We start from the raw sequence: 23462 nt of genomic DNA, 5'->3' as shown, positions 1-23462 counted from the left end.
GTTCCGGTTCGACACGGGTTCGGATAACGCATGACACGTTTGCGATCGACACTTCAGGCCGCGGTTTTCTGGATCGTGCTGCTGGCCCTGTCCCTCGGCTGGAACTGGCAACAGGTCGAACAGTCGATGACGGGGCTGGCCGAGTCCGAAGCCAATGCCGCCTTCCAGAAGGACCTGACCTACAGGCTGTGGGCCGCCATGCAGGGGGGCGTCTACGTCCCGCCTTCGGAAAAGACGCCGCCCAACCCCCATCTGGCGCATGTCCCGGACCGCGATGTCGAGACGACCGCAGGGAAGGCACTGACCCTGGTCAACCCGGCCTACATGACGCGCCAGGTGCACGAACTGGGCAAGGAAAAGTTCGGCCTGCGCGGGCACATCACCAGCCTCAAGCCCCTGCGTCCCGAAAACGCCCCCGACGAGTGGGAATCCTCCGCCCTGCGCGCGTTCGCCGCCGGGAGCCGCAAGGAGACCACCCGGCAGGCCCTCGACGGACAGCCCTTCTTCAGGCTGATGCGCCCGCTCCAGGCCGATCCTCCCTGCCTCAAATGCCACAGCGTCCAGGGCTACGCGCAGGGGGACATCATCGGCGGCATCAGCGTCTCGGTGCCCATGCAGACCTATCTCGGACTCGCAGAGCAGCAGCGTCTGCGCCTGGTCGTCGCGCATCTCGTCATCGGCCTGCTCGGATTGGCCGGATTGATCGCGAGCCACGCCCATTTCCGCAATTTCAAACGGTCGCTGCGGGAGAGCGAGGACAGGTTCGAACAGCTGGCCGAACACAGCCGCACCGTGACCTGGGAGGTGAACGCCGACGGTCTTTTCACCCATGTCGGCAAGGCGGCCGCTTCCGTACTGGGCTATGCCCCGGAAGAACTCGTCGGGCGCATGCGGTTCTACGACCTCCACCCCGCAGAGGGACGGGAAGCATTCAAATCTTCGACCTTCGACGTCTTCGAACGCAAGGGGGTCTTCACGAACTTCGAAAACCCGGCGCGCACCCGGGACGGACGCGACATCTGGCTGTCCACCAACGGCTTCCCGCTGCTCGATGGCGCGGGCAACCTCCTCGGCTATCGGGGCAACGACACCGACATCACCGCCGAAAAACAGGCCCGGGCCCAACTCGCCCAGCGCGAAGCCATGCTCGCCTCGATGCTTGAAAACCTGCCCGTGGACTTCTGGGCCCGCGACCTGGACGGCCGCGGCATCATCCAGAGCCGGCTGAGCAAGGAGCACTGGGGGGATTTCTGCGGCCCGAACTTTGCTGACCAGCCCATGCACACGGACAACGCTGGGAAATGGGAGGCCAAGCACGCCCGGCTCTTTGCGGGGGAAACCGTCGAGCAGGAAGAGGAACTGACCCTGGCCGACGGACGGCGCCGCATCTTCCACTCCATGGGCGCGCCCATCGTCATGCACGGCGAGGTGGCAGGCATCCTGGGCCTCAACCTCGACATCACGGAGCGCAAGATCATCGAGGCCCAGCTGAGCCGCGAACGACTCCTCAGCGACGCCATCTTCGACAGCATCCCGGGTCTGCTCTACCTCTACGACCAGGACGGACGGCTGGTGCGCTGGAACCGGAAGCACAGCGAGATGACGGGTTACACGGACCGGGAACTCTCCACCATGCACCTCATGGACTGGTACCGGGACGACCCCGCCACGCAGGACAGGATCGCCAAGGCCATCGAGCGCGTGCTTGAGCACGGCATCGGCGCCGAGGAGGCTGATCTTCAGACCAAGGACGGGCGCCGGATCCCCTTCTTCTTCACCGCCGTGCGCCTGGAGCTTGAAGGCCGGACCTACTTCACCGGCATCGGCATCGACATGACCGACCGCAAGCGATCCGAGGAGGCCCTGCGCCAGAGCGAGGAGCGCCTGGCCCTGGCCCTGGAGGCCGCCACCGACGGCCTATGGGACTGGAACCTCGAAACGGGCGAGACGTATTTCAGCCCCCGCTATCTGGGCATGCTCGGATATGCGCCGGGGGACCTCGAACTGAACGTCGACAGCTGGGAACGCCTGCTCCATCCGGATGACCGCGAGGAGACCAAGCGGACCGAGCAGGACCACATCGAACGCAACGAACCCTTTTCCATCGAATTCCGCCTGCGCAACAAGGCCGGGGGCTGGCAGTGGGTCATGAGCCGCGGCAAGGTTGTGGATTGGACTGCAGACGGTCGCCCGCGGCGCATGGTCGGCACCCATGTGGACATCGACCAGCGCAAGCGCATGGAGAACGAGCTGGTCAAGGCCAAGGAGGCCGCCGAAGCATCTAACGCCGCCAAGTCGGAGTTTCTGGCCAACATGAGCCATGAGATCCGCACCCCCTTGAACGGCATCATGGGCACGCTGCAACTCCTGGAATCCGGAGCGGGTAACGAGGAGCAGCGCCGCACCTGCGCCCTGGCCCTGAAGGCCACGGGCCGGCTGACGCGACTGCTGTCCGACATCCTCGACCTGTCGCGGGTGGAGGCGGGCAAGATGCAGATGCGCGTCGAACCCTTCAAACTCCGCGAAGCCCTCGAACACAGCGTCGACCTCTTCAAGCCCATCGCCCTGCAGTCGGGTCTGGCGTTCAGCCACCACTTCGACCCGGCCCTCCCGGAATACGTGGCCGGTGACGCCGTCCGCGTCCAGCAGGTGCTCATGAACCTGATCGGCAACGCCTTCAAGTTCACGACCACGGGACATGTCACCGTGGAGGCCTCCCCCCTGCGGTCGAAAGACGACGGCAGCGTGCGGGTCTTCTTCGCGGTTTCGGACTCCGGGCGCGGCATCGACGACGCATCCCTGCGCACCCTCTTCCAGCCCTTCAGCCAGGTCACCACGGGGTTCACCAGGGATCACCAGGGCGCCGGCCTCGGGCTGGCCATCACCAGGCGGCTGGTGGCTCTCATGGGCGGCACCATTAACGTGGAAAGCGAGCCGGGCGTCGGCTCGGTCTTCTCCTTCAGCCTGACCTTCGCGGCCACCGATGCGCTCCCGACCGCACCGGAACCGGTCGAGGAGCGCCAGGCAACGCCGCACCCGGCGCGCATCCTTCTGGCCGAGGATGACGAGGTGACGATCTTCGCCACGCACGCGCTCCTCGCCAAGGCTGGATACGAGGTCAGCGTCGCCCGCACCGGGCACGAGGCGGTAGCCCTGCTCCGGGAGCAGGACTTCGGGCTCGTGCTCATGGACGTCCAGATGCCCGGCATGGACGGCGTCGAGGCGACGCGGGTCATCCGCAGCGATCCCGGCCTCGGGGCCAAGCGCGGCATTCCCATCATCGCCCTGACGGCCTTCGCCATGGACGGGGAGAAGACGGCCTTCCTTGCGGCCGGCATGGACGCACATGTGTCTAAGCCCGTCGGAATGAAGGAACTGCTGCGGGCCATCGACGCCGTCCTGTCGGGCCAGGCCGTCCGTTCATGACAGAACCGTCCTCGAAGGCCCGCCCCACGCGGGCAACATTCGTACGGATTGTTCGGGAAGGCTGATCGGTTATTCCAATCCGCGTTTTCGCCCTTGACCCCAACAGTCCTGTCGCGCCATGTTGATCGTTTCAACGCGGCGCGACATCGGGACGGCCCTCCGCTCATCCGCCGAACCAGGCCGGAGGCACCTTTTCCCGCCATGCGTGACGTCGGCCGGGCAACCCTGACCACTCATCCACGGAGTCCACTGCACCATGCTGCCTCTCGTCATCCTCCTCGTCATCGTCCTCACCGCCCTGGTGCTGTTCATCGGCGGCTGGCTGCCCGTGGACGTGGTCGGCCTCATGGTCCTGGCCGCCCTGGCCCTGACCGGCCTCGTCTCCCCGGAGGAGGCCATGGCCGGGTTCAGCAGCCCCGCCGTCATCACCGTCTGGGCCATGTTCATCCTCTCGGCCGGCCTGACCCGCACGGGCGTGGCCTACCGCATCGGCCAGCCCCTCCAGCACTTCGCCCGCGGGAGCGAGGCCGTGCTGGTCGTCGCCCTCATGACCGCGGCCAGCATCCTCTCGGCCCTCATCAACACCACCACCGTGGCCGCCATCCTCATGCCCGCGACCATGGACCTGGCGCGGCGCAGCGGCCGGCCGCCCGCGCGCCTGCTCATGCCCATGGCCCTTGGGTGCCTGCTCGGCGGGCCGTTCACGGGCATCTCCACGCCGCCGAACATCCTGGCCACCGACGCCCTGCGCGCCGCGGGCCTCACCCCCTTCGCCCTCTTCGACTTCACGCCCATCACCGCCGCCCTGGTCGTGGCCGGCATCGCCTTCACCGTCGTCGTGGGCCTGCGCCTGCTGCCCAAGGGGGCGGGGTCTGGGCGGGACAAGGGCGCCATCGAGTCGTCCTACGAGATCGGGGCGCACGTCTTCTCCATCGAACTGCCGCCGGCCTCGCCCCTGGTGGGCCGTAGCCTGGCCGAGAGCCGCCTGGGCTCGGCCCTGTACCTGACGGTGGTGGGCCTGCACCGCGCCGGGGAGCTGATCCTCGCCCCGAGGGCGCAGGAAACCCTGCAGGCCGGCGACCTGGTCATCGTCCACGGCCAGACGGACCAGGTCAGCCGCTTCCACGGCAGTCGCCACCTGCGGGTCGAGCCGGACGGGCCGCAGACCGGGGAAGTCGCGGACCGGCTGGAGGTCGTTACGGGGCTCATCGGCAAGGGCTCGTCCCTCGTCGGCAGGACCCTGGCCGAAAGCGGACTGCGCCGCGACCACCGCGTGCACGTCCTGGCCTTGGGCGCGCCTTCGGGAGAATGCCTGGGGGATTTTCGCCGCCATCGTTTCCAGGAGGGGGACCGTCTCGTGCTGCAGGGCGAACGCGCGGCCCTGGAGCGCCTGGCCGGCCAGGGGCTCGTCGAGGGCCTGACGCCCGTAACGCAGGCCCCGGCCGGGACGCCCGCGTGCGAGGAACTCAGCCTCTGCTCCGTGCGGGTGCCCGAAGGGTCCGCCCTGGCCGGCCGCAACCTGATTGAAAGCCGCCTGGGCAACGCCTTCGGCCTGACCGTGGTGGGACTGGTGCGCGGCAACGACGTGACCTGCCTGCCCGCCCCGGAGGAAACCGTGCGGGCCGGCGACCTGCTGGTGGTCCAGGGGCTGAAGCGGGACATCGACGTCTTCGAGGGGCTGCAGGACCTGGAAATCTCCGAGCAGTCTTCGCGGCTGGCCGCCGAACTGGAATCGCAGCAGATCGGCATGGCCGAGGTGCTGCTCTCGCCGCGGACGACCCTGGCCGGGAAAACCCTGAACGATCTGCTCTTCCGGGACCACTACGGCCTGAGCGTCCTGGCCGTCCTGCGCAAGGGGCGGCCCGCCCGCGCGGGCCTGCAGGACATGCCCCTGCAGTTCGGCGACGCCCTGCTGGTCTACGGCCCGCGCCAGAGCCTGGAGGCAGTGGCCCGCGACGACGACTTCCTGGTCCTGGACCAGGCCGCGGCCCAGGCCCCACGCCTGCACAAGGCGCCCCTGGCCGCGGCCGTCATGGTCGCCGTGCTGGGCAGCGCCATCCTGGGCCTGGCGCCCATCGCGATCGCCGCCCTGGCCGGGGTGGCGGTCATGGTCGTGACCGGCTGCCTGAAAATGGAGGAGGCCTACCAGGCCATCGAATGGAAGGTCGTCTTCCTCATCGCCAGCATGCTCCCCCTGGGGGTGGCCATCCAGAACACCGGGGCGGCGCAGATGGGGGCCGAGGCCCTCATCGCCCTGGTCGGGGACATGGGCCCGCGCTGGGTGGTGGCCGCGCTCTTCGGGGTGACGGTGCTGGGCACCCAGGTCATCCCCACGGCGGCGCTGGTGGTGCTCATGGCCCCGGTGGCCCTGGGCGCTGCGGCAAGTCTGGGCATCTCGCCGCAGCTCCTGATGATGACCGTGGCCATCGCCGCCTCGTCGAGCTTCGCCAGCCCCCTGTCCCACCCGGCCCACCTGCTGGTCATGGGACCGGGCGGATACAGGTTCACCGACTACGTCAAGGTCGGTGTGCCGCTGACCGTCATCTCGCTGCTCGTTTCGGTCTGGCTTCTGCCTCTGCTGTGGCCCGCCTGAGGGCTGGACGGACCGCCCGCGCGGGACAGCCATTCCCGCAGGGCCACGCCGGAGAACCACCGTATTTTATGCGTATTCGATCTACTTGATCACTTGATGGGAAATGGTACGATGCGCGTGACGACATTCCCACATACCGGCAGGACCGAGTGCGATGCGCCGCGCGATTCCCGACTGGCGCGCAGTGGATACACATCGGGAATGCATGCAGCACAACGGAAAGCGTGCACGCCGAGACCGGCGGCCTGACGGCCCGAAATGCCCGCAGCAGCCGCCCGATGCACAAAGCGGAGAAAACTAGATGCCCGAAGCCAAGCGTCCAACGGTTCTCGTCGTAGATGATGTCGCCGAAAACATTCAGATTCTGGGCGACACGCTGCGCAACGAGTATGCCGTCCTGGCGGCCAAAAGCGGCGAAAAGGCCCTGGAGACGGCGGCCAGATCCCTGCCCGACCTGATCCTGCTGGACGTCATGATGCCCGACATGGACGGGTTCGAAACCTGCCGCCGCATGAAGCAGAACAAGGCGCTGAAGGACATCCCCGTCATCTTCGTGACCGCCCTGACCGATGCGGTGAACGAGGCCAAGGGTTTCGCCGTCGGCGGCGTGGATTACATCACCAAGCCCGTCTCGCCGCCCATCGTCCGGGCCCGCGTGGCCACGCACATCAGGCTGCGGGCCACGGAAACCCGTTTGCGCGACACCCTGCAGAAGACCCTGGCCGGGGCCGTCAGCCTGTTCATGGATCTGCTGATCCTGTCGAACCCCGTGGCCTACAGCCGGGCCTCCCGCCTCAAGCATTACGTCAAGCTGATGCTGCCCCATCTCGACAGGCCCGGAGCCTGGCAGTTCGAACTGGCGGCCATGTTCTCCCAAGTCGGCTGCCTGAGCATTCCCCCCGACATCCTGCAGGACATCTACGCCGGCCGCAGCGTGGAGGACTCGGACCGCGTCCTCTTCGACCTGCATCCCCAGGCGGGCTGCGAACTGGTCGGCCGCATCCCCAACCTGGAGAGCGTGGCGGCCATCATCGCCCGCCAGGAGGATGACCCCTGCTCCTGTTCGGAACACGAGAAGGGGGAAAGCGAGACCGTCGCCCTGGGAGCCTGCGTGCTGCGCACCATCCTGGCCTACGACCGCCTCGTGACGTCGGGGCAGGACCGCGAAATGGCCCTGGGGCAGCTCAAAGCCAATACCGGAGAGTACGAAAGCGAGGTCGTCGCGGCCTTGGAGAAGGGGCTGCAGACCGACGAATGGTCCATGAAGCCCCGCAAGGTGTTCGCCAGCCTGCTCATGCCCGGCTACATCCTGCAGACGGACGCCGTTTCGAGCCAGGGCAAGCTGCTCCTCAAGGCCGGAACGGAACTGTCCGCGCCCATGATCCATTCCCTGCAGCGCATCGCGGCCAACGCCTGCCTGGAGGAACCCCTGGCCGTCCTCACTCCCGAATGACCCTCCGGAAGACGGCGCATCAGCCGCCATCCGGGCGCAGCGCCGCGCGCAGGGCCTGCAAGGCTTCGGCGTAGTCGTAATTCTGGATACACCGGTCGATCTCGGCCACGGCCGTCCCCAGCACGGCGGATGCAAGGGCCTTGTTGTCCTCGAACACGTCGTTGGCCTGCGTGTCACCGCTCTCCAGCAGGGCCTCAAGCCCTTTGAAGACCTCCGCCGCCTTCGCCTCGTCCTCTTTTGACACCGAGGCCTGAGCCTCGGCCTCCACCAGGCCGGGCAGCCTGCACCGCAGCGCCGCCACCACCGCGTCCAAGGCTTCACCCAGCGGGATGAGAGCGATGCGCAGAGCGTCCATGTCCCCATCGGATTTGGCCAGCCTTTCCAGTTCGGCCGCCAGACGCTGCACGGCAGGCAACCCGAGGGTGGCGGACACCCCCTTCAGGGTGTGGGCCGTATGCTGCACGGCGGCCTTGTCGCCCGCCGCGATCTGCCCGTCCATCAGACGCGCGTCGTCCGCATGGCGTTCCGCGAACTGCCCGAGCAACCGCACGAAACGATGCCCCTTGCCGCGCACCGAGCGCAGTCCCTGCTGCACGTCCACAAGGCCGAGGGCGGCCAGGTCATCCAGCGACCCGTCCATTCCATCACAGGCATCGCCGGTCGGCATGGACTCGCCCGGCGCGGCGGAAGCGGCCCTGACCGGCAGCCAGCGCGCCAAGGCCGCGTAGAGCGTGGCCGGGACCAGGGGCTTGATGATGTGCTCGTTCATCCCGGCCTGCAGGCAGCGGGCCTTGTCCTCGGCAAAGGCGTTGGCCGTCATGGCCAGGATGGGCACGGATTCCCGGCCCGGCATGGCCCGGATCAGGGAGGCGGCCTGCAGCCCGTCCATCACCGGCATCTGCACGTCCATGAGAATCAGATCGTAGGATCTGGCCGTGACCATCTCCACGGCGACAAGACCGTTCTCCGCCAGGCTCACCTCCATCCCGACATCCTCCAGCACCTGCCGGGCCACGTCCTGGTTCAGGGCGTTGTCCTCGACCAGGAGAATGCTGGACCCGCGGCGACCTGCAAGGCCGATCAGGCTGTCCTTGCCGGGCGGAACGGCCTGTGGTTTCGGGAGCAGGCATATGGCCTGGGCCATGGCGTCGTGCAGCACCGAGGGCGTCACGGGCTTGACCAGCACCTGGGAAATGCCGGAGCGAAGCAGTTCCTTGCGCGGAATGTCCTCGGAGTAGGCGCTGACCATCAGAAACGCCGGTTTCTGGGTCAGGGGCAGCCGGTGCATCCTGGCCGCCGTTTCAAGACCGTCCATGGACGGCATTTTCCAGTCGATCAGAACCATGGCGAAGGGATCGCCAAGGCGATCTGCCTCCTGGGCCGCGACCAGGCCCGCTTGACCGGAATCCGCCATATCAGGGCGCATCCCGAGCTTCATGAGCATGCCGCCCAGAAGCTCCCTGCTCTCCTGATGATCGTCGATGACCAGTACCCTGGCACCCTTGACCGGTTCGAGACATATGGCCTGCCTCGGGCTGGCGGAAGAGACCTCGAAGGGGATTTCGACCCAGAACGTGCTGCCGATTCCCGGTTCGCTCTCCACCCCGATGCGCCCTCCCATGAGTTCGGTCAGCTTCTTGCTGATGGCCAGCCCCAGGCCCGTCCCTCCGAAGCGGCGCGTCGTGGACCCGTCGGCCTGCTCGAATTCGAGGAACAGGCGATCCCGGCTCTCCGGGGCGATGCCTATGCCGCTGTCGCGGACCTCGAAGCGCAGAAGGGCCCGGTCGTCCTGGACGCCGACGCCACGCACGGAGATGGCGACGCCACCTTTTTCCGTGAACTTCACGGCGTTGCTGAGCAGGTTGAGCAGCACCTGGCTCAGGCGCAGCGCATCGCCACGCAGCACGGGCGGCACGTTGTCGAGATCCGCCACCAGGTCGAGATTCTTGGCCGCGACCTTCTCGGCCACGACCTGACAGATCCGGTCGAAGACCCGGGACAGCTCGAAGTTGTCCTCCTCCAGAACGATTCTCTTGGCTTCGATCTTCGAGAGGTCCAGGATGTCGTTGATGATCTCCAACAGGTGCTGGGCAGCGCCCGACAGCTTGTCCAGCTGTCCCTGCTGCCGGGACGTCAGGGGGTCGCGCCGCAGGAGATGCGCATAGCCGATGATGGCGTTCATGGGCGTGCGGATCTCGTGGCTCATGTTGGACAGGAAGGCGCTCTTGGCCTGGCTGGCGGCCTCGGCCGCGGCCTTGGCCCTGGCCAGTTCGGCGGTGCGGGACTCGACGAGGGCCTCCAGGTTCTGGCTGTACTCCTCCAGGGCCTGGGCGCTCTGGACCCGCTCCGTGACGTCCTGGATGATGCCCACGGCGGCCACGGGACGGTCTTCGTCGTACGGCATGGTCGCCCGCGACTCGACCCAGCGGACCTCGCCGTCGGGCCGCACGATGCGGTATGTTGTCCGGTACTGGTCCCCTTCGAGAGCCTTCTGCCACACATCGAGCACCGGTCCGCGATCGTCCGGATGGACGCGTTCGAAAAATTCCTCGACCGTGCAGTGCTTGCCTACCGGAATCCCGAAGATGCGCCAAGTTTCATCCGACCCTTCAAAGAGCCCCGCGACCCTGTCCAGCCGCCAATGACCGGTATGGGACACCTCCTGGGCCTGCTTCAGGATCGCCTCGCTCTGACGCAGGGCCGTCTCCGTTTCCAGGCGCTTGCGGCTGAGCAGGGCCATGCCGATCTGGTCGGCGACCTGACAGCCGAAAGTAATTTCGTCTGGCAGCCAGGCATGGGGCCGTCCCACAAACTCGAAGCAGACGACCCCGACGCTTTGCCCTTCACAGACGATGTTGCAGTCGAGCATGGACGTGATGCCCAGGGGCCGGAAGTAGGCTTCCACGTATCCCGCCGTGCGGGGGTCCGTCATGGCGTCGCTGGCGTCGATGTAGCGGGTGGAAATCATGGTCCTGAACTCTGCCGGAAACATCTCCGCCACGAGAGACTCCTCCCGGGAATGGCTGTCCGTGGCGCGTACATAAAGGTCCACGCAGTCCAGGCGGCTCCGGGTCCCGTTGAAGAGCCAGACGGAAACGCGGTCGATGCCGAGCATTTCCCCGAGCATGCCGGTGATGACCCTGGAAAAGACCTCGATCTGCCCTTCGACGGCCGAGTCGGAACGGCTCATGGCAGCCAGGAGCCGGCTTTGCAGTTGCAGGCGCTCGGTCAGCAGCAGCTGTGCCCTCTCCCGCGCGTTCTGTTCCGTGATGTCCCTCCAGACGGCGCAGATGTACGGCCGCCCGCCGTGCTCTACCCTGCGCATGGCCAGGTCGACGTCCCGCGCCTCCCCGCTCTTGCACAGGTGCCTGGTTTGGAAGGCCAGGGACTGGCCCGTTGCCAGGGCAGCCATGTTCCGGGCGATTTTTTCCGGGCTGTGCTCGGCCTGGATGTCCCGCACCGAGAGGCGGGAGAATTCCTCCGGGCCGTAACCGAGGCTCCGGCAGGCCGTCTCGTTGAAATTGAAGATGCTCCCGCTCTCGCCATCGACGAGGATAACGGCGTCGGTCGTCTGGGCGAACATGGTCTCCAGCAGGGCCTCGCGCTCCCTGGCCCTTTCGGAGGCCGTCTTGCGCGCCATGAACTCCGCAATCCGGTCGCAGATGTTTCTGGCCAGCATCCGCTCCTCCTCCAGGAACGGATCCCCGTCTCCGGGGGGGGCATCGAGGTAGACCACGCTGACCGTGATACGCCCCTCCCCGTGCCAGCTCTCCTCGACGAGGGTCCAGGGGGTGGAACGGAAGGATCGCGACGCGAACCTCGTCCCGCCCACGTCGATGCAGGCACCCGCCATTTCAGGGTATTGCCAGCCGGGGGGGATGAGTTCGGCCACGCGCTGCATGGTGTCGCCCAGAGGCTGGGCGGCATCCATGAGGGCGTCCAGGATTGCGTAGAGGCAGCGCTGCTCCTTGATGCGCTCGCGCAGCCGGTGCTGCTCCAGTTCCAGGGTTTCTTCGAATATCTTGCGGTCCGTGATGTCGCGGTTGCAGATCCGCAGCCCCAAGAAGCCCCCGTCGGCATCGAGGATGGGACGGCCGGCATGGCTGAGCCAGACGGTTTCACCCGTCGGCCTGACAATCCTGAACTCCAGATCCTGCTCGGCAAGGAGATTGCTGCCGACGGCAGAGAAATGCTCCTCCCACCGCCGCCTGTCGTCTGGGTGGATAACCTTGGCGGCCATGAGCTGCGGGTCGGCCATGAACGCCTCCGGCGGGTAGCCGGAAATCCTCTCGCAGGCCGGTGAAACCCAGACGCAGGTCCCGTCGGCGGCCCGCCATTCCTCCCAGTTGAAGGTATTGTCAGAAATGACGCGCAGGCGCTCCTCGCTCTGGCACAGGGCCTCATCAGCCTGCTTCCGAGCGTGCCTCTCCCTGAGCGTGACAACTCCGAAAACGAGGTCATCAGCCAGTTGTTCGAGCAGTACCGCCTCGGGCGCATCGAAAAAATCTGGTTCGCTGGAGTAGATCGTCAGCGCGCCCAGACAGCGCTCGCCGTTGAGCAGGGGCAGGGCGATGGCCGAAAGCAAGTTGCGGGACCGCGCCGCCTCGTACCAAGGCATGGAGGGCGCGTCGGGGTTCAGCAACGACCCGATCTGTGTTTGCCTCGTCCGGATGGACCGGCCTGTGGCGCCCTGGCCGGTTTCGGACTCCCCCCACGTCATCGCGACTTCCGCCAAAAACCCACCTGCGTCCCCGAATTGCGCCACAGGTCGGACGGACCGCGCCGCATCCTCTTCGGCTAGGCCGATCCAGGCCATGGTATAGCCGCAGTCTTCGACCAGAATCTCACAGACCCGGGTCATGAGTGAGGTTTCGTCCACGGCGCGGACCATGGCCGCCCCGCATTCCGAGACGGCCCTGAGGGCCCGGTTGGTCGCGCGAAGCTCGTCCTCCGCGTGCTTGAGCCGGGTGATGTCGTTGATGGCGAACATGTACACCGGCTCGTCCTCGAAATGGCCGCGAGTCGCCGACAGGAGGGCCCAATAGGGCCGTCCCTTGGCGTCGAACATTCCGACCTCCTGATCGTAGACGCCTCCATCGCGCCGGAGTCGTTCGAGTATGGCCTGCCGCCTCTCCATGGATTGATAGAATTGCGCCCCCGGCACCCCGCGCACCTGCTCCTTGGTCACGGAAAAATTCTTTTCCGCACGGGCGTTGCAGTAGCGGATTCTCCCGTCCTGCACCCCGACGATGAAAATCGGGAACGGGGCGTCCTGCATCAGATTCCGGAAACGCTTCTCGCGGGCCTCCAGGGACTTCCGGACGGCATGCTGTTCCGTGATGTCCCTCACGATGGCCAGACATCTCCCTGACCCTTCGGACAAGGCGCTGAGTCGGGCTTCGAAGCGTCGGACTTCGCCGCGCATGTCCAGTTCGTACTCGTACCTGACCAAGCCGCCCTTTTCGATTGCGGCGGCCATGTTCCCCTCGAAAGCGGCCGCAACGTCCGGAGGCAGCACTTCAATGATCCGCCTGCCGAGAAAGGTTTCAGGGGGGGCGTACATGCTCGACGACTTCTGAGCCCGGTAATCCCTGATGGTGCCGTCGGCATCAAGGACGAAAAAGAGGTCCGGAATGACTTCGAAAACCGAATCGAGGAGATGTCGTTCCCCTTCGGCCATGGCCTTGGCCTGGCGGGCTTCGGTGATGTCCGTGATGACCACCGCGCGGCAGGACAGCCCGCCCCAAGGCAGGTCGTGGGAGCAGGCCGTGACGTCGATCACCGAACCGTCCTTGCGCCGGTGGTGCCAGGTCCCGGGGAAGCGCACGAAGCCCTGCAGCCCTCCGAACATGGACGTGACGGCGTCCACTTCGTCGGCAACGAACAGGTCCGTAAGCCTCAGGCGCGAGGCTTCGGCGGCGTCGTAGCCGTACAGGCTGGTGAACGCCTCGTTCACGGCCACGAGGTCGAGGTTTTCCCGGTTGTAGATGTACATGGGCGCGGGGTTGCGCTCGAAGAAGACGTCGCGTGCGAGTTCAAAGCCCGTTTCAGGGATGCGTGCGCTGGTCATGGCTTGCGCCTCCTGCTCATGCGTCGGCGAGTCGAAGTTGGATGCTTGCGAATTCCGTCAGGATGGCCTCGAAGGCGTCGACCACATCCGGGTCGAAATGCCGCCCCTTCTGCTGGAAAATGAAGATGGAGGCGTCCTTGATGCTCCAGGGCGTCTTGTACACCCTGGGCGTGGTCAGGGCGTCGAAGACGTCGGCCAGAGCCATCAGGCGGGCCGGGAAGGGGATGGCCTGCCCGGCGAGGCCTTCCGGGTAGCCCGTGCCGTCCCACTTCTCGTGGTGGCTCGTGGCGATGACCATGGCCACTTCGAGGACCCTCAGCGCCTCGGGGGTCTTCTCCTCGCTGTCGCTGACACTCAGGGAGACGGCCTTGTCGATGGCCTTGCGGATCGCCTGCCCGCCGAGGGCGGTATGGGTCTTCATGATGGTCCATTCCTCCGGCGTCAGCTTGCCCGGTTTCAGGAGGATGTTGTCGGGGATGCCGATCTTGCCGATGTCGTGCAGGGGGGCCGCCTTGACGATGCGGTCAAGCCGGGCTTCGTCGAGAACCTGCCCGTATCCGGGATGGGACTGCAATCTGCGACCCAGGGCCTGCACGTAGGCCTGGGTGCGCGCGATGTGGTTGCCCGTGTCCGTGTCCCGGGTTTCGGCCAGTTCCAGGATGACGCTCATGCTGACGTTCTGGATGACCTGGGTTTCCCTTGTCCTGCGGCTCACCTCGGATTCCAGCCAGGCGTTCTGGTCCTTGAGACGGTCGCGCGACTGCTTGATCTCCAGGTGGGCCCGGATCCGAGCCTGCATGATGGCCGGGTTGATGGGCTTGGTGATGTAGTCCACGGCGCCGAGATGGAGGCCGAACTCCTCGTCCACGGCATCGTCCAGGGCGGTGACGAAGATGACCGGGATCTCCCGGCCTCTGTCGTCCTCGCGCAGGCGGGCCAGCACCTCGTACCCGTCCAGCCCCGGCATCATGACGTCCAGCAGGATCAGGTCCGGACGCGGGTCGGCGCTGGCCAGACGCAGGGCCTGCTCCCCGGACTTGCAGACCCTGACCTTGTAGTCGGGCTGCAGCAGCTGGCTGAAGACGGACAGATTGGTCGGCTCGTCGTCGACAATGAGGATCGTCGGCCTATTCATGGGTGGAGCCCCCGCTCGACATTGGGGTGGAATGGTCGCCCGGTGAACGGCGGGAAAGCCAGCGGAGCAGTGTGGCAAAAAGCGCGTCGGGATCCACGGGCTTGGGGATGAAGTCGTTCATGCCGGCGCTCCGGCACTGCCTTTCGTGCTCGACGAAGGCCTCGGCGGTCATGGCCAGGATCGGCACGTCGCCGTACCCCGGCAATTGCCTGATGCGGCGGGTGGCCTCCAGGCCGTCCATGACGGGCATCTTCACGTCCATGAGGATGAGCGCGTAGGCCTTGCCCTGGGCGCGCTGAACGGCGGACAGCCCGTGTTCGGCCTCGTCGACGGCCAGGCCGGCGTCCTCGAGGAGTTCCCGGGCGATCTCGCGGTTGATGTCGTTGTCGTCGACCAGCAGGACCGTGGCGCCCGCGTGATTGCGCTTCAGGGCGGCTTCGGCGGCATCGCCGGAAACGATCGAGCCCTGATCGGCCGCCATCGAACTCTTGCGCAGAAAAACCGTCAGCCAGAAGAGGCTGCCCGACCCAACTTCGCTCTGCACGCCGGCCTCTCCGCCCATGAGCCTGACGATCTCCCGGGTCATGGCCAGGCCGAGGCCCGTGCCGCCGTATTTGCGGCTTGTGCCGATCTCGGCCTGCTCGAAGCTGGAAAATATGCGCGCCTGGGCTTCCGGCGGGATGCCGATGCCCGTGTCCCTCACTTCACAGCGGATCACGGCCCCGCCGGGATGATCCTCGACGCAAAAGACACGCAGGACCACGCCGCCCGCATCCGTGAACTTCACGGCGTTGGTCACGTAATTGATCATGGCCTGCCGGAGGCGCGTGGCGTCGCCGACAAGCCCTTCGGGCATGCGCCCCGCCTCCACGCGGATGACGAGGCCCTTGGCCGCGGCCAGGTCCTCGAGCATGGCCGCCACCCCTCCGACCAGCGCGCCCATGTCCAGCGGCGCATCCTCGAGGCTGAACTTGCCGGCCTCGATTTTCGACAGGTCGAGAACGTCGTTGATGACGGAGAGCAGATGGCTCGAGGCGTCCTCGATCTTCTGCAGCCGATCCTGGTGTTCCGGAGGAAACCCCGCGCGCCGCAGGAGATGGGCCATGCCGGTGATGGCGCTTAAGGGGGTGCGGATCTCGTGGCTCATGTTGGCCAGGAAGATCGACTTGGCCCGGTTCGAAGCCTCCGCCTGGGCCTTGGCTGCGCGCAGGTCGTCCATGGTCTGCTGGAGCCTGCGCTCGGCCTCCTCACGCCTGCAGATCTCGCGGGTCAGCCGCAGGGTCCGGCTGGCCAACTGGTCGTACATGATCATGACGGTCTCGATCATGGCCCTCGTGGCCCCGGTCATGAATTCGTCGGCCTCCCGCTTGGCCTCCTCCAGAGTCAGGCCGGCACGCAGGCCGAGCACGGTCCTGGCGAAACGCTTGTCGGTCTCGATGATGTGCAGGGCAAGCCAGTGCGTCAGAAACCCGGCCAGTTCCTCGATGACGTCATTGAACGGTTTCAAGGCCTCCCGGGCCCTGATTTCCTTCAGCCTTTCCACGAACAGGGCGTGGGTTTGGGCATGCTGGGCGGCCAGGGGGTCTGACCCCAGCGCCTCGTCCCAGACGTCTTCCTCGGTCCGGAAATGGACGAGAGCGTAGTCCTGGAGACGTTCGAAAATGCCGCACAGGGCCGCCGCATCCTCCTGACAGGCCAGATTCCCGACCAGTTCGTTGAGAATGTCCACCAGCCCCCTGTGCTGGACGTCGATTTCCGGGATGCCGGTCTCGAACCTGTCGTTCCAGGGGAATATTTCCAACATGTCGTTTCTCACTTCAACCTGCTCCGGGGAAATGTTGTCGAACAGCAATTGGTGAGCGTCGGAAGACCGCCAATAGACAATCATACCCGATAACCTCACGATTTTCCATGGAATTCATGAAAGAAAATGCCCAGCGGCTAACACACGGCCCCTTGGGCGAGATCCTGCATGCACACCTGGCGCCACGAATCGATCCTCACCTGCCAATCCGGCCACGACGCCCAGCAATCATCCAGGGGGCGCTGCGCGTACCCTTCATGAATGCGGACCAGTTCGTGATCGAGGGAATTGGCGATGTGCAGGACCGTCTGCGGGGACATGAGCGGCTCCGAACCGGACTCCGGGACCTGATGCCAGCGCACCGCCCCCATCTGCTCGTGACTGAAGCCCCACAGACCCAGAAGATAGGCTCCGACCTCCGCGTGGGTCGTCCCGAGAATCTCCATTTCGGCGACATGGACGGGACAGTTTTCCGCCCGGACCTTGTCCAGCACGAGCCGGAATTCCTGCGGCAGCCCAGTGCGCAGGATGAGTTTGCCGATGTCGTGCAGCATGGCGGCGATGAAGCAGTCGTCCCGGACCAGGTCGGGGAGGCCCTCCTTTTCGGCGATGCATTTGGCGAAGCCGGCCACCCGGATGCAGTGATCCCAGAGCAGGCGAACCGAAAACCGCTCGGAACCGCTCTCCTCCAGGGTCGAGAACAGATGCGTCGAGAGCACCAGGGTTCTGAGGGTCTGCGTGCCGAGCAGGGTCGCCGCCTGATGGATGCTCGACACCCGCGCGGAGAAGCCGAAGAAGGAACAGTTGACCACGCGCAGCACGGACGCAGTCAAGGCCATGTCCCTGGCAAGGATGTCGCCGACACGTTTCAGGGGCGCGTTCTTGTCGGCCAGGGTCGCGACCAGCTCGGTGTACACGCTCGGCAGGACTGGCAGGGTTTCGATCCTGGCGACGAGCCGCTTCAAGTCCCGGCCGGCGAGGATGCCATGCAGATCCAGGGCCTTGTTGATGGCCTGGACAAGGTCCTGGGTGCGGCACGGTTTGCTCAGGTACTGATGGGCGAGACAGATGTTCTTGAGCACGCCTTCCCTGTCGGAATACCCGGACAGGATGATCCGGGCCATTTCCGGGTTGCGGTACTGGATCGTCTTCAGCAGCTCCGCGCCGTCCATGCCCGGCATGCGCATGTCGGACACCACCACGTCGTGGGGAGACTGCGCCAACGCGTCCAGGGCCGCCCTTCCGCCCAGGGCGAAGGTCATGTCCCACTCCCCGCGCATGTTGCGCAGGCTCAGCCTGAGGCTGTCGAGGATGTTCTGCTCGTCGTCGACGAACAATATTTTCGGCTTCATGCGTTTGTTTCCTCCTGCAAGCTGCAGACGGATTCCCCGCCCAGGGGCAATTGAACGATGAACGTGGTCCCGATGCCCGACTCGGACGTGTAGGTGATCAACCCGCCGTGCTTGTTGACCACGATGTCGTAGGCGATGGCCAGCCCCTGGCCGGTGCCCTTCCCCAATTCCTTGGTGGTGAAGAAGAGGTTGAAAACCTTGTCGCCGACATCCTTGGGAATCCCGGCCCCCGTATCCGTGATACGGGTTTCCAGGCAGTCCCCTAACTTCCTGGTACTGATGAAAATGTGCCCCTTCCCGTCCGTGCCGGCGACCTTGTCGGCGATGGCGTGGGCCGCGTTGATGACGATGTTCAGGAAGACCTGCCCGATTTCGTCCGCGAGGCCGTATACGGCGCTCAGGTCCGGGTCGAAGTCCGTCTCCACGTCCGCCACGTACTTCCACTCGTTGCGGGAAATGACCAGGGTGTTCTCGATGATCTCGTTGACGTTGACGAGCTTCTTGCCGACGCCGCGGGCATGGGAGAAGCGGTTCATGGCCTGGACGATGGAGCTGATGCGCTGAATGCCGTCGAAGATCCGTTCGAAGGTCCTGGGCACTTCGGGTCTGACAAAATCCATGTCGATCTCCGACAGGATGGGGCAAACCCGGTCCAGCGCGCTGACCTGCGCGCCTTCGGCCTCGGCGCACAGCCCCTCGACGGAGACGACGACCCGGTCCATGTCCTCGAAGACGTCCTGCAGGAACGTCACGGAATCGCTGACGAACTGCGTCGGGGTGTTGATCTCGTGGGCGATGCCCGCCGCGAGCTGGCCGATGGCCTCCAGCTTGGCGGCCTGGGACAGTCTGGCCTCCAGCATCTTCACCTCCGTGATGTCCTCGCCCAGGACCAGATAGCCCGATTGAACCTGATCCTCGGCCAGCAGAGGGCTGACGGTCAGGACCAGACAGGCGGCGGACCCGTCGGCGCGGTCGTAGCGGACGCTCGCGGCCTTGAAGACCGTCCCGGTCTCCCGGCAGTGTTCCACGCCGTGCCTGACGCTCTCCCAGTCCCAGGCGATGGGCAGTTCCATGAAAGGCAGGCCTTCGGCCTCGGCGGCCGCCAGACCGAAGGCTTTGTGCGCGGCCGCGCTCCAGCGGAAAACCAGGCCCTGTCCGTCGACGACGATGAGGATGGCCGAGATGGCGTCCTGGATGAGGTTCAAGTCGCGCAACGCGCGCAGGCGCTCGGACATTTCCTCGTGCAACTGGGCATTGGCCTGGGCCAGTTCCATGGTCCGCTCCCGGATGCGTTGCTCGATCTCCCTATAGGCCTCTTCGGCGAACCCCTTGGCTTCATGAAGAGCCTTCTCGTAGAGGCGCCGCAACTCGGCGTTGGTCAGGAGTCCGGCCATGACCTTGAGCAGGCTGATTTCCGTTTCAGTCCACGTCTTGCTCTCCCGGACTGCGTCGAAACCGACGAAACCGAAGCAGCGCGACCCGTGCACCAGCGGCAGCGTGATGAGCGTCCGTATGTCCTGGGCTTCGAGGATCTGGCGCAGGGGGGCGTCGGCCGGCATGGCCAGGACGTCCGGAACGTGGATGAGTTCGTTGCGCAGATGCGCGTTGACCCACTCCGGGAGGAGTTCGGTCGGAACGCCCTGCAGGTTGTCCTTTTCCGGGGAGATGCCCGGAGCGCACCATTCGTGGGTGTTGTTCATGACCCTCGACTCGAAATCGTAGGCAAAGAGATAGGACCGATCCACCTTGGCGAACTCCCCGACCATGGTCAGGGCGTTGAGTATCCCCTGGTCCATCTCTTCCAGCGGGATGTTCACGAAACCGATGGCCAGTTCCATGATCACCCGCTGCAGAGCGTTGCTCTGCCGCAGTTCCTCCTCGATCCGCTTCGTGTCGGACATGTCGATGCTCAGCCCGATGATGCCGCCGATGGTCCCGTCCCCATGGACTACGGCCACCTTGCGCGTCGCCGAGATTATGGTCCGGTCCGGGTATTCGAAGACATCCTCCGAATCGAGGCTGGTGCGCGCGCCGCTCAGCAGTTCCGCATCGTCACGTACGAACTTGTCCGCCAGATGCTTCGGGAATACCTCGTGGTCGCGCTTGCCGACAAGTTCCTCGGGGGTCATCCCGGCCCGCTCGCAGGTGGCGGAGTTGGCCATCACATAGACACCGCGGGCATCCTTGCAGAACGCCGCTCCCGGCAGGGCATTGAAGAGGGTGTTGAACTCGTCCATGCGCTTGCGCAGTTCCCTCCCCGAACGACCCTGCTCCTCGTTGCGGGCGACAAGGACGGCGCGCTCCGTATTGGCGCGAACGATGAACACGACCCCGGCCAGCAGCATGACGCTCAGCAGTGCGATCAGCAGGGACAGGGGCCAGGTAGGCGAACCGAGAAGGATGTTTTCCGGGATGACGGCGAAAATCTTGAAGGACGAGCCGAAGACAGGCGCCATCGCGACCAGACAGGGGCCGGTCCGGTTCCGAAGGTGTGTCCCGATGTCCGGCATCGACGGCAGGAGGCTGACATCTTCGTTCAGTCCGGTGAACGCCTGCGGAAAGTTCAGCCGCGTTCCTGTCTGCGAATAGAGGTATCGGCCGTCGTAGCCGAGAAAATGAGCCCTCGGCCTCATCGAGCCGTCGTCCTTGAACAGGTTCTGCAGGAGACGCGGAAAGGACAGCCGCGCGACAATCTGCCCGACCTCCTTTCCCGCGTGCAGGACAGGGTGCGCCATGAGAATGGAGGGGTGCGGGGTCCCGGGGGCGTCCAGGATGGTCCAGGAAAAGCCGTCGTCATGGACCGGCTGCGATCCGGACCACAGTTCGCGTTTTGGGATATGCCCGACGGATGTCGCGTTCCCCGAAGCCGAAAACGCTCGCGTCAGGACACCACCCGCAGCGTCCATAAGGGCGAGCGCCTCGAATACCGGCGACACTCCGACTTGCCGTGCGGCGAGGGTTTTGGCGAAGAGGGTTTCAACCTCCTGCAGGCTGCCCGGCATCTCAAAACGGCTGGACTTCCCCAGGGCCACGTTTTCAAAATACGTCTCCACAGCCCTGCTTTCGACCACGACTTCCAGGTCGTGGTGCCGCTCCAGAAAGAAGTATTCCAGGCCGCCGGCCAGACTGGCCGTATCCGCCTTGAACTGGACCAGGGCCAGTTCCTTTCGCTGGACGTCGACCGCATGAATCCGCCACAGCAGATACGCTATCGCCACCACGAAGACGAGGCTGACGAAGGCAATCATCAAGCCCCGTTTGGATTTCGGTTCGAAGGGATGGTTGGGGTCGATTCCGTTCGTCATGGCTGTGGAGCTCCGACCTGAGCGTGTCAGGGCATGAAAAAATCCGGAAAGTACCTGTGAATCAGAAGGGGTCTATTCAAATCATACTCTTACCCGGAAATTATTGCAAAGCCGTCAGGGCGTCGGGCACATTCAGGAGGGGTACATCGATATCGCCGGAAATCACTTTCAGAGCCCGACCATTATCCACCCGTCTCTCACCGCTGCGGCGGAACGACTCACCCCAAGCCTCCATTTCCGGTAGTTCAGCGGACCGGCGGGACCTGCACATTTCGATTAGTCTCTCGCGTACTACTGGGAAAGGGCGGAGAATACGGAAAAAATACGGAAAATCCCGGCCGGGGGTGGCAAGCCGGACGCGCCGCTGATAAGGAGTATCATTACAACATGGATATGCTGTACGTTCGGCCCGGTTTGAATGCGACCCAGGCAGGAGACACTTTTGGAGGGAACGCGTGACGGACAAGATTCTTCTGGTAGACGACGATCCGGGGATTCTCGAAGGCCTCAAGGTCGTGCTGTACAGAGGCTTCAACCTGAGAACGGCGCTCGGCCCCGAAGCTGGTCTTGAAATGCTGCGCTCGACGGGCCCCTACGCCGTAGTCGTCTCAGACCTGAAGATGCCGGGCATGAACGGCATAGAGTTCCTTTCGTGGGTTCGGGAGATCTCCCCCAATACCGTACGGATCATGCTGACGGGTTTTGCGGACATGGATTCCGCCATCGCCGCCGTGAACACCGGAGAGGTCTTCCGGTTTCATACCAAGCCCTGCCCTGCCTCCATCCTGCGTCAGACCCTCAAGGACGCCTTGGACAAGCATCAGGCTGCTGCAGGCATGGATGAGTCGGAGCCGTCCCGCGGCGCGGACACAGATCCCATACACGCCTCCCTGCTGCAGGCCTCGTTGACCGCCAAGGAGCTGCGGGTGGTCGATCTGATCCGACGCAACGCCAGTTCCAAGGAAATCGCGCAGATGATGAACATCTCAACCAGGACCGTTGAGACCCACCGCGAGAACATTCGGCGCAAGCTCGGACTTGCAGGCACCCGGAACAACCTCTACGCCCACCTCAAAGCCCTTTCGGACTAGAACGACGCCATCGTCTGCGAATTGCCGTTGAGAGAACGCGGCGCCCAGGCCCGGCATCTCGCGCAGTTTCTGATCAAGGCCGTCACTATCGCCGCTTCAACGAGCTCCACCAGCCTCTGCTCCACCCGCCCCCCCTGCTGTTCATGGAGCCAACCACCAGGTTTCGTCGGGGATCATGCGGACAGCCGCCGACGCTGGTAAGTCCGTCGAAGAACGCGTACATTGTGGCATCATCTCTGAGACTCCCGGAGCAGGGCAGCCAGAGCCGAGGTTCACGCGAAACCGATAGAATCGCCAAGGAACTACACATGCTGCATTCCCACGAATTTCTGAAAAAAGTTCTGGACTCGGTATCGGAGCACATTGTCGTAACGGACTGCTCGGGAGTGATCATCCTGACCAACAAGGGATGGGACCTTTTCGGCCGCGAAAACCAGTGCCGGATCGAAGGCGCATGGGCCGGGGTCAACTATCTCGAAATCTGCGAAAAGGCGGCCCGGATGGGTGACGAGTTCGGGAGCGCCGCTTCCGAGGGCATCCGTCAGGTGATCGCCGGGAACGCGTGCTGCCAGCTCGAATACCCGTGCCACAGTCCCGAGGAGAAACGCTGGTTCATGATGAGCGCCAACTCGTTTCAGCACGAAGGCCGGACGTATCTCGTCATCGAGCACCGCAACATCACCCAGCGGAAACTGGCCGAGGAGCGGGCCATGGAATTGGCCCGGCTGGATGGCCTGACAGGTCTTTTCAACCGGCGCACCTTCGACGAGTTCCTGCAGAGCGAATGGCGGCGCTGCGCGCGCCTGAATCTGCCCGTCACGGCGGCGATGATGGACATCGACCACTTCAAGATTCTCAACGACACCTACGGCCACCAGTACGGAGACAAATGCCTGGCCCGCCTCGGCGCCATCCTCAGGAAATATGCCCGGCGCCCCGGCGACATGTGCGCGAGATACGGCGGCGAGGAATTCGTCATGGTCTTCGGCAACAGCACTGCTGAGCAGACGCTGCCCCTCATGCACGCGCTCATGGACGAGATCCGGGTGCTCGGTATCGCGAACGAAAAAGCGCCGACGCGGAAACACGTCACCTTGAGCATGGGGCTCGCCACCATGCTCCCTTCAGGGGCCATGCACCAGCAGGATTTGCTGATACGGGTCGATGAATTGTTGTACCGGGCAAAAAACAGTGGCCGGGACACCATAATCGCCGACACGCCATGAAGCGGCT

The 23462-nt window shown here is 64.9% G+C and carries 10 protein-coding genes; 5 read left to right on the top strand and 5 right to left on the bottom strand.

Going from position 1 to position 23462, the window contains the following annotated elements; translation table 11 throughout:
* Positions 1–30: 30 nt before the first annotated feature.
* The 3 genes from G394_RS19850 to G394_RS19845 all read left to right on the top strand — a co-directional run bounded on the left by G394_RS19850 (position 31) and on the right by G394_RS19845 (position 7472).
* Positions 31–3426, top strand: a complete 3396-nt coding sequence (locus tag G394_RS19850) for a PAS domain S-box protein (protein WP_028575964.1) — start codon at positions 31–33, stop codon at positions 3424–3426.
* Positions 3427–3682: 256 nt separating this feature from the next.
* A complete protein-coding gene (locus G394_RS0100440) occupies positions 3683–6019 on the top strand; it encodes an SLC13 family permease (protein ID WP_028575963.1) in 2337 nt (778 codons plus the stop codon).
* A gap of 301 nt (positions 6020–6320) precedes the next feature.
* The gene (locus G394_RS19845; protein WP_051306835.1) at positions 6321–7472 is read left to right on the top strand and encodes a response regulator; all 1152 of its coding nucleotides are present in this window, start codon (positions 6321–6323) and stop codon (positions 7470–7472) included.
* A gap of 19 nt (positions 7473–7491) precedes the next feature.
* Here the strand turns inward: G394_RS19845 and G394_RS19840 are convergent, their stop codons facing one another.
* The 5 genes from G394_RS19840 to G394_RS19835 all read right to left on the bottom strand — a co-directional run bounded on the left by G394_RS19840 (position 7492) and on the right by G394_RS19835 (position 21138).
* On the bottom strand, positions 7492–13542 hold the full coding sequence (locus G394_RS19840) for a PAS domain S-box protein (protein WP_051306834.1): 6051 nt from the start codon (positions 13540–13542) through the stop codon (positions 7492–7494).
* Between the two features lie 16 nt (positions 13543–13558).
* Positions 13559–14677 carry a response regulator gene (locus G394_RS0100425; protein WP_028575962.1) on the bottom strand — a complete coding sequence of 373 codons (1119 nt, stop codon included), beginning with the start codon at positions 14675–14677 and terminating at the stop codon, positions 13559–13561.
* Entirely contained in the window at positions 14670–16481 is a 1812-nt protein-coding gene (locus tag G394_RS17320) for a response regulator (protein WP_169725513.1), read from the bottom strand. Before G394_RS17320 ends, G394_RS0100425 begins: the two co-directional genes overlap by 8 nt.
* 137 nt (positions 16482–16618) lie before the next feature.
* The gene (locus G394_RS0100415; protein ID WP_028575961.1) at positions 16619–17833 is read right to left on the bottom strand and encodes a response regulator; all 1215 of its coding nucleotides are present in this window, start codon (positions 17831–17833) and stop codon (positions 16619–16621) included.
* Positions 17830–21138: a GAF domain-containing sensor histidine kinase gene (locus G394_RS19835; protein WP_051306832.1), complete on the bottom strand. Its 3309-nt coding sequence runs from the start codon at positions 21136–21138 to the stop codon at positions 17830–17832. Before G394_RS19835 ends, G394_RS0100415 begins: the two co-directional genes overlap by 4 nt.
* 455 nt (positions 21139–21593) lie before the next feature.
* Here G394_RS19835 and G394_RS0100405 point away from each other — a divergent pair, with 455 nt between their 5' ends.
* Both G394_RS0100405 and G394_RS0100400 read left to right on the top strand, forming a co-directional pair.
* On the top strand, positions 21594–22229 hold the full coding sequence (locus tag G394_RS0100405) for a response regulator (RefSeq protein WP_028575960.1): 636 nt from the start codon (positions 21594–21596) through the stop codon (positions 22227–22229).
* A gap of 308 nt (positions 22230–22537) precedes the next feature.
* Positions 22538–23455, top strand: coding sequence for a sensor domain-containing diguanylate cyclase (locus G394_RS0100400; protein WP_028575959.1), 918 nt, complete (start codon positions 22538–22540; stop codon positions 23453–23455).
* Positions 23456–23462 lie beyond the last annotated feature (7 nt).

Origin of the sequence: Desulfomicrobium escambiense DSM 10707, from assembly GCF_000428825.1 — a bacterium.
Classification (GTDB): Bacteria; Desulfobacterota; Desulfovibrionia; order Desulfovibrionales; family Desulfomicrobiaceae; genus Desulfomicrobium; species Desulfomicrobium escambiense.
This window is presented reverse-complemented; position numbering and strand designations above follow the sequence as displayed.

Bases quoted from the DNA above. Each gene is read 5' to 3' on its own strand.
- G394_RS19850 (WP_028575964.1), top strand. From the start codon at position 31: ATGACACGTTTGCGATCGACACTTCAGGCCGCGGTTTTCTGGATCGTG.
- G394_RS0100440 (WP_028575963.1), top strand. From the start codon at position 3,683: ATGCTGCCTCTCGTCATCCTCCTCGTCATCGTCCTCACCGCCCTGGTG.
- G394_RS19845 (WP_051306835.1), top strand. From the start codon at position 6,321: ATGCCCGAAGCCAAGCGTCCAACGGTTCTCGTCGTAGATGATGTCGCC.
- G394_RS19840 (WP_051306834.1), bottom strand. From the start codon at position 13,542: ATGACCAGCGCACGCATCCCTGAAACGGGCTTTGAACTCGCACGCGAC.
- G394_RS0100425 (WP_028575962.1), bottom strand. From the start codon at position 14,677: ATGAATAGGCCGACGATCCTCATTGTCGACGACGAGCCGACCAATCTG.
- G394_RS17320 (WP_169725513.1), bottom strand. From the start codon at position 16,481: ATGTTGGAAATATTCCCCTGGAACGACAGGTTCGAGACCGGCATCCCG.
- G394_RS0100415 (WP_028575961.1), bottom strand. From the start codon at position 17,833: ATGAAGCCGAAAATATTGTTCGTCGACGACGAGCAGAACATCCTCGAC.
- G394_RS19835 (WP_051306832.1), bottom strand. From the start codon at position 21,138: ATGACGAACGGAATCGACCCCAACCATCCCTTCGAACCGAAATCCAAA.
- G394_RS0100400 (WP_028575959.1), top strand. From the start codon at position 22,538: ATGCTGCATTCCCACGAATTTCTGAAAAAAGTTCTGGACTCGGTATCG.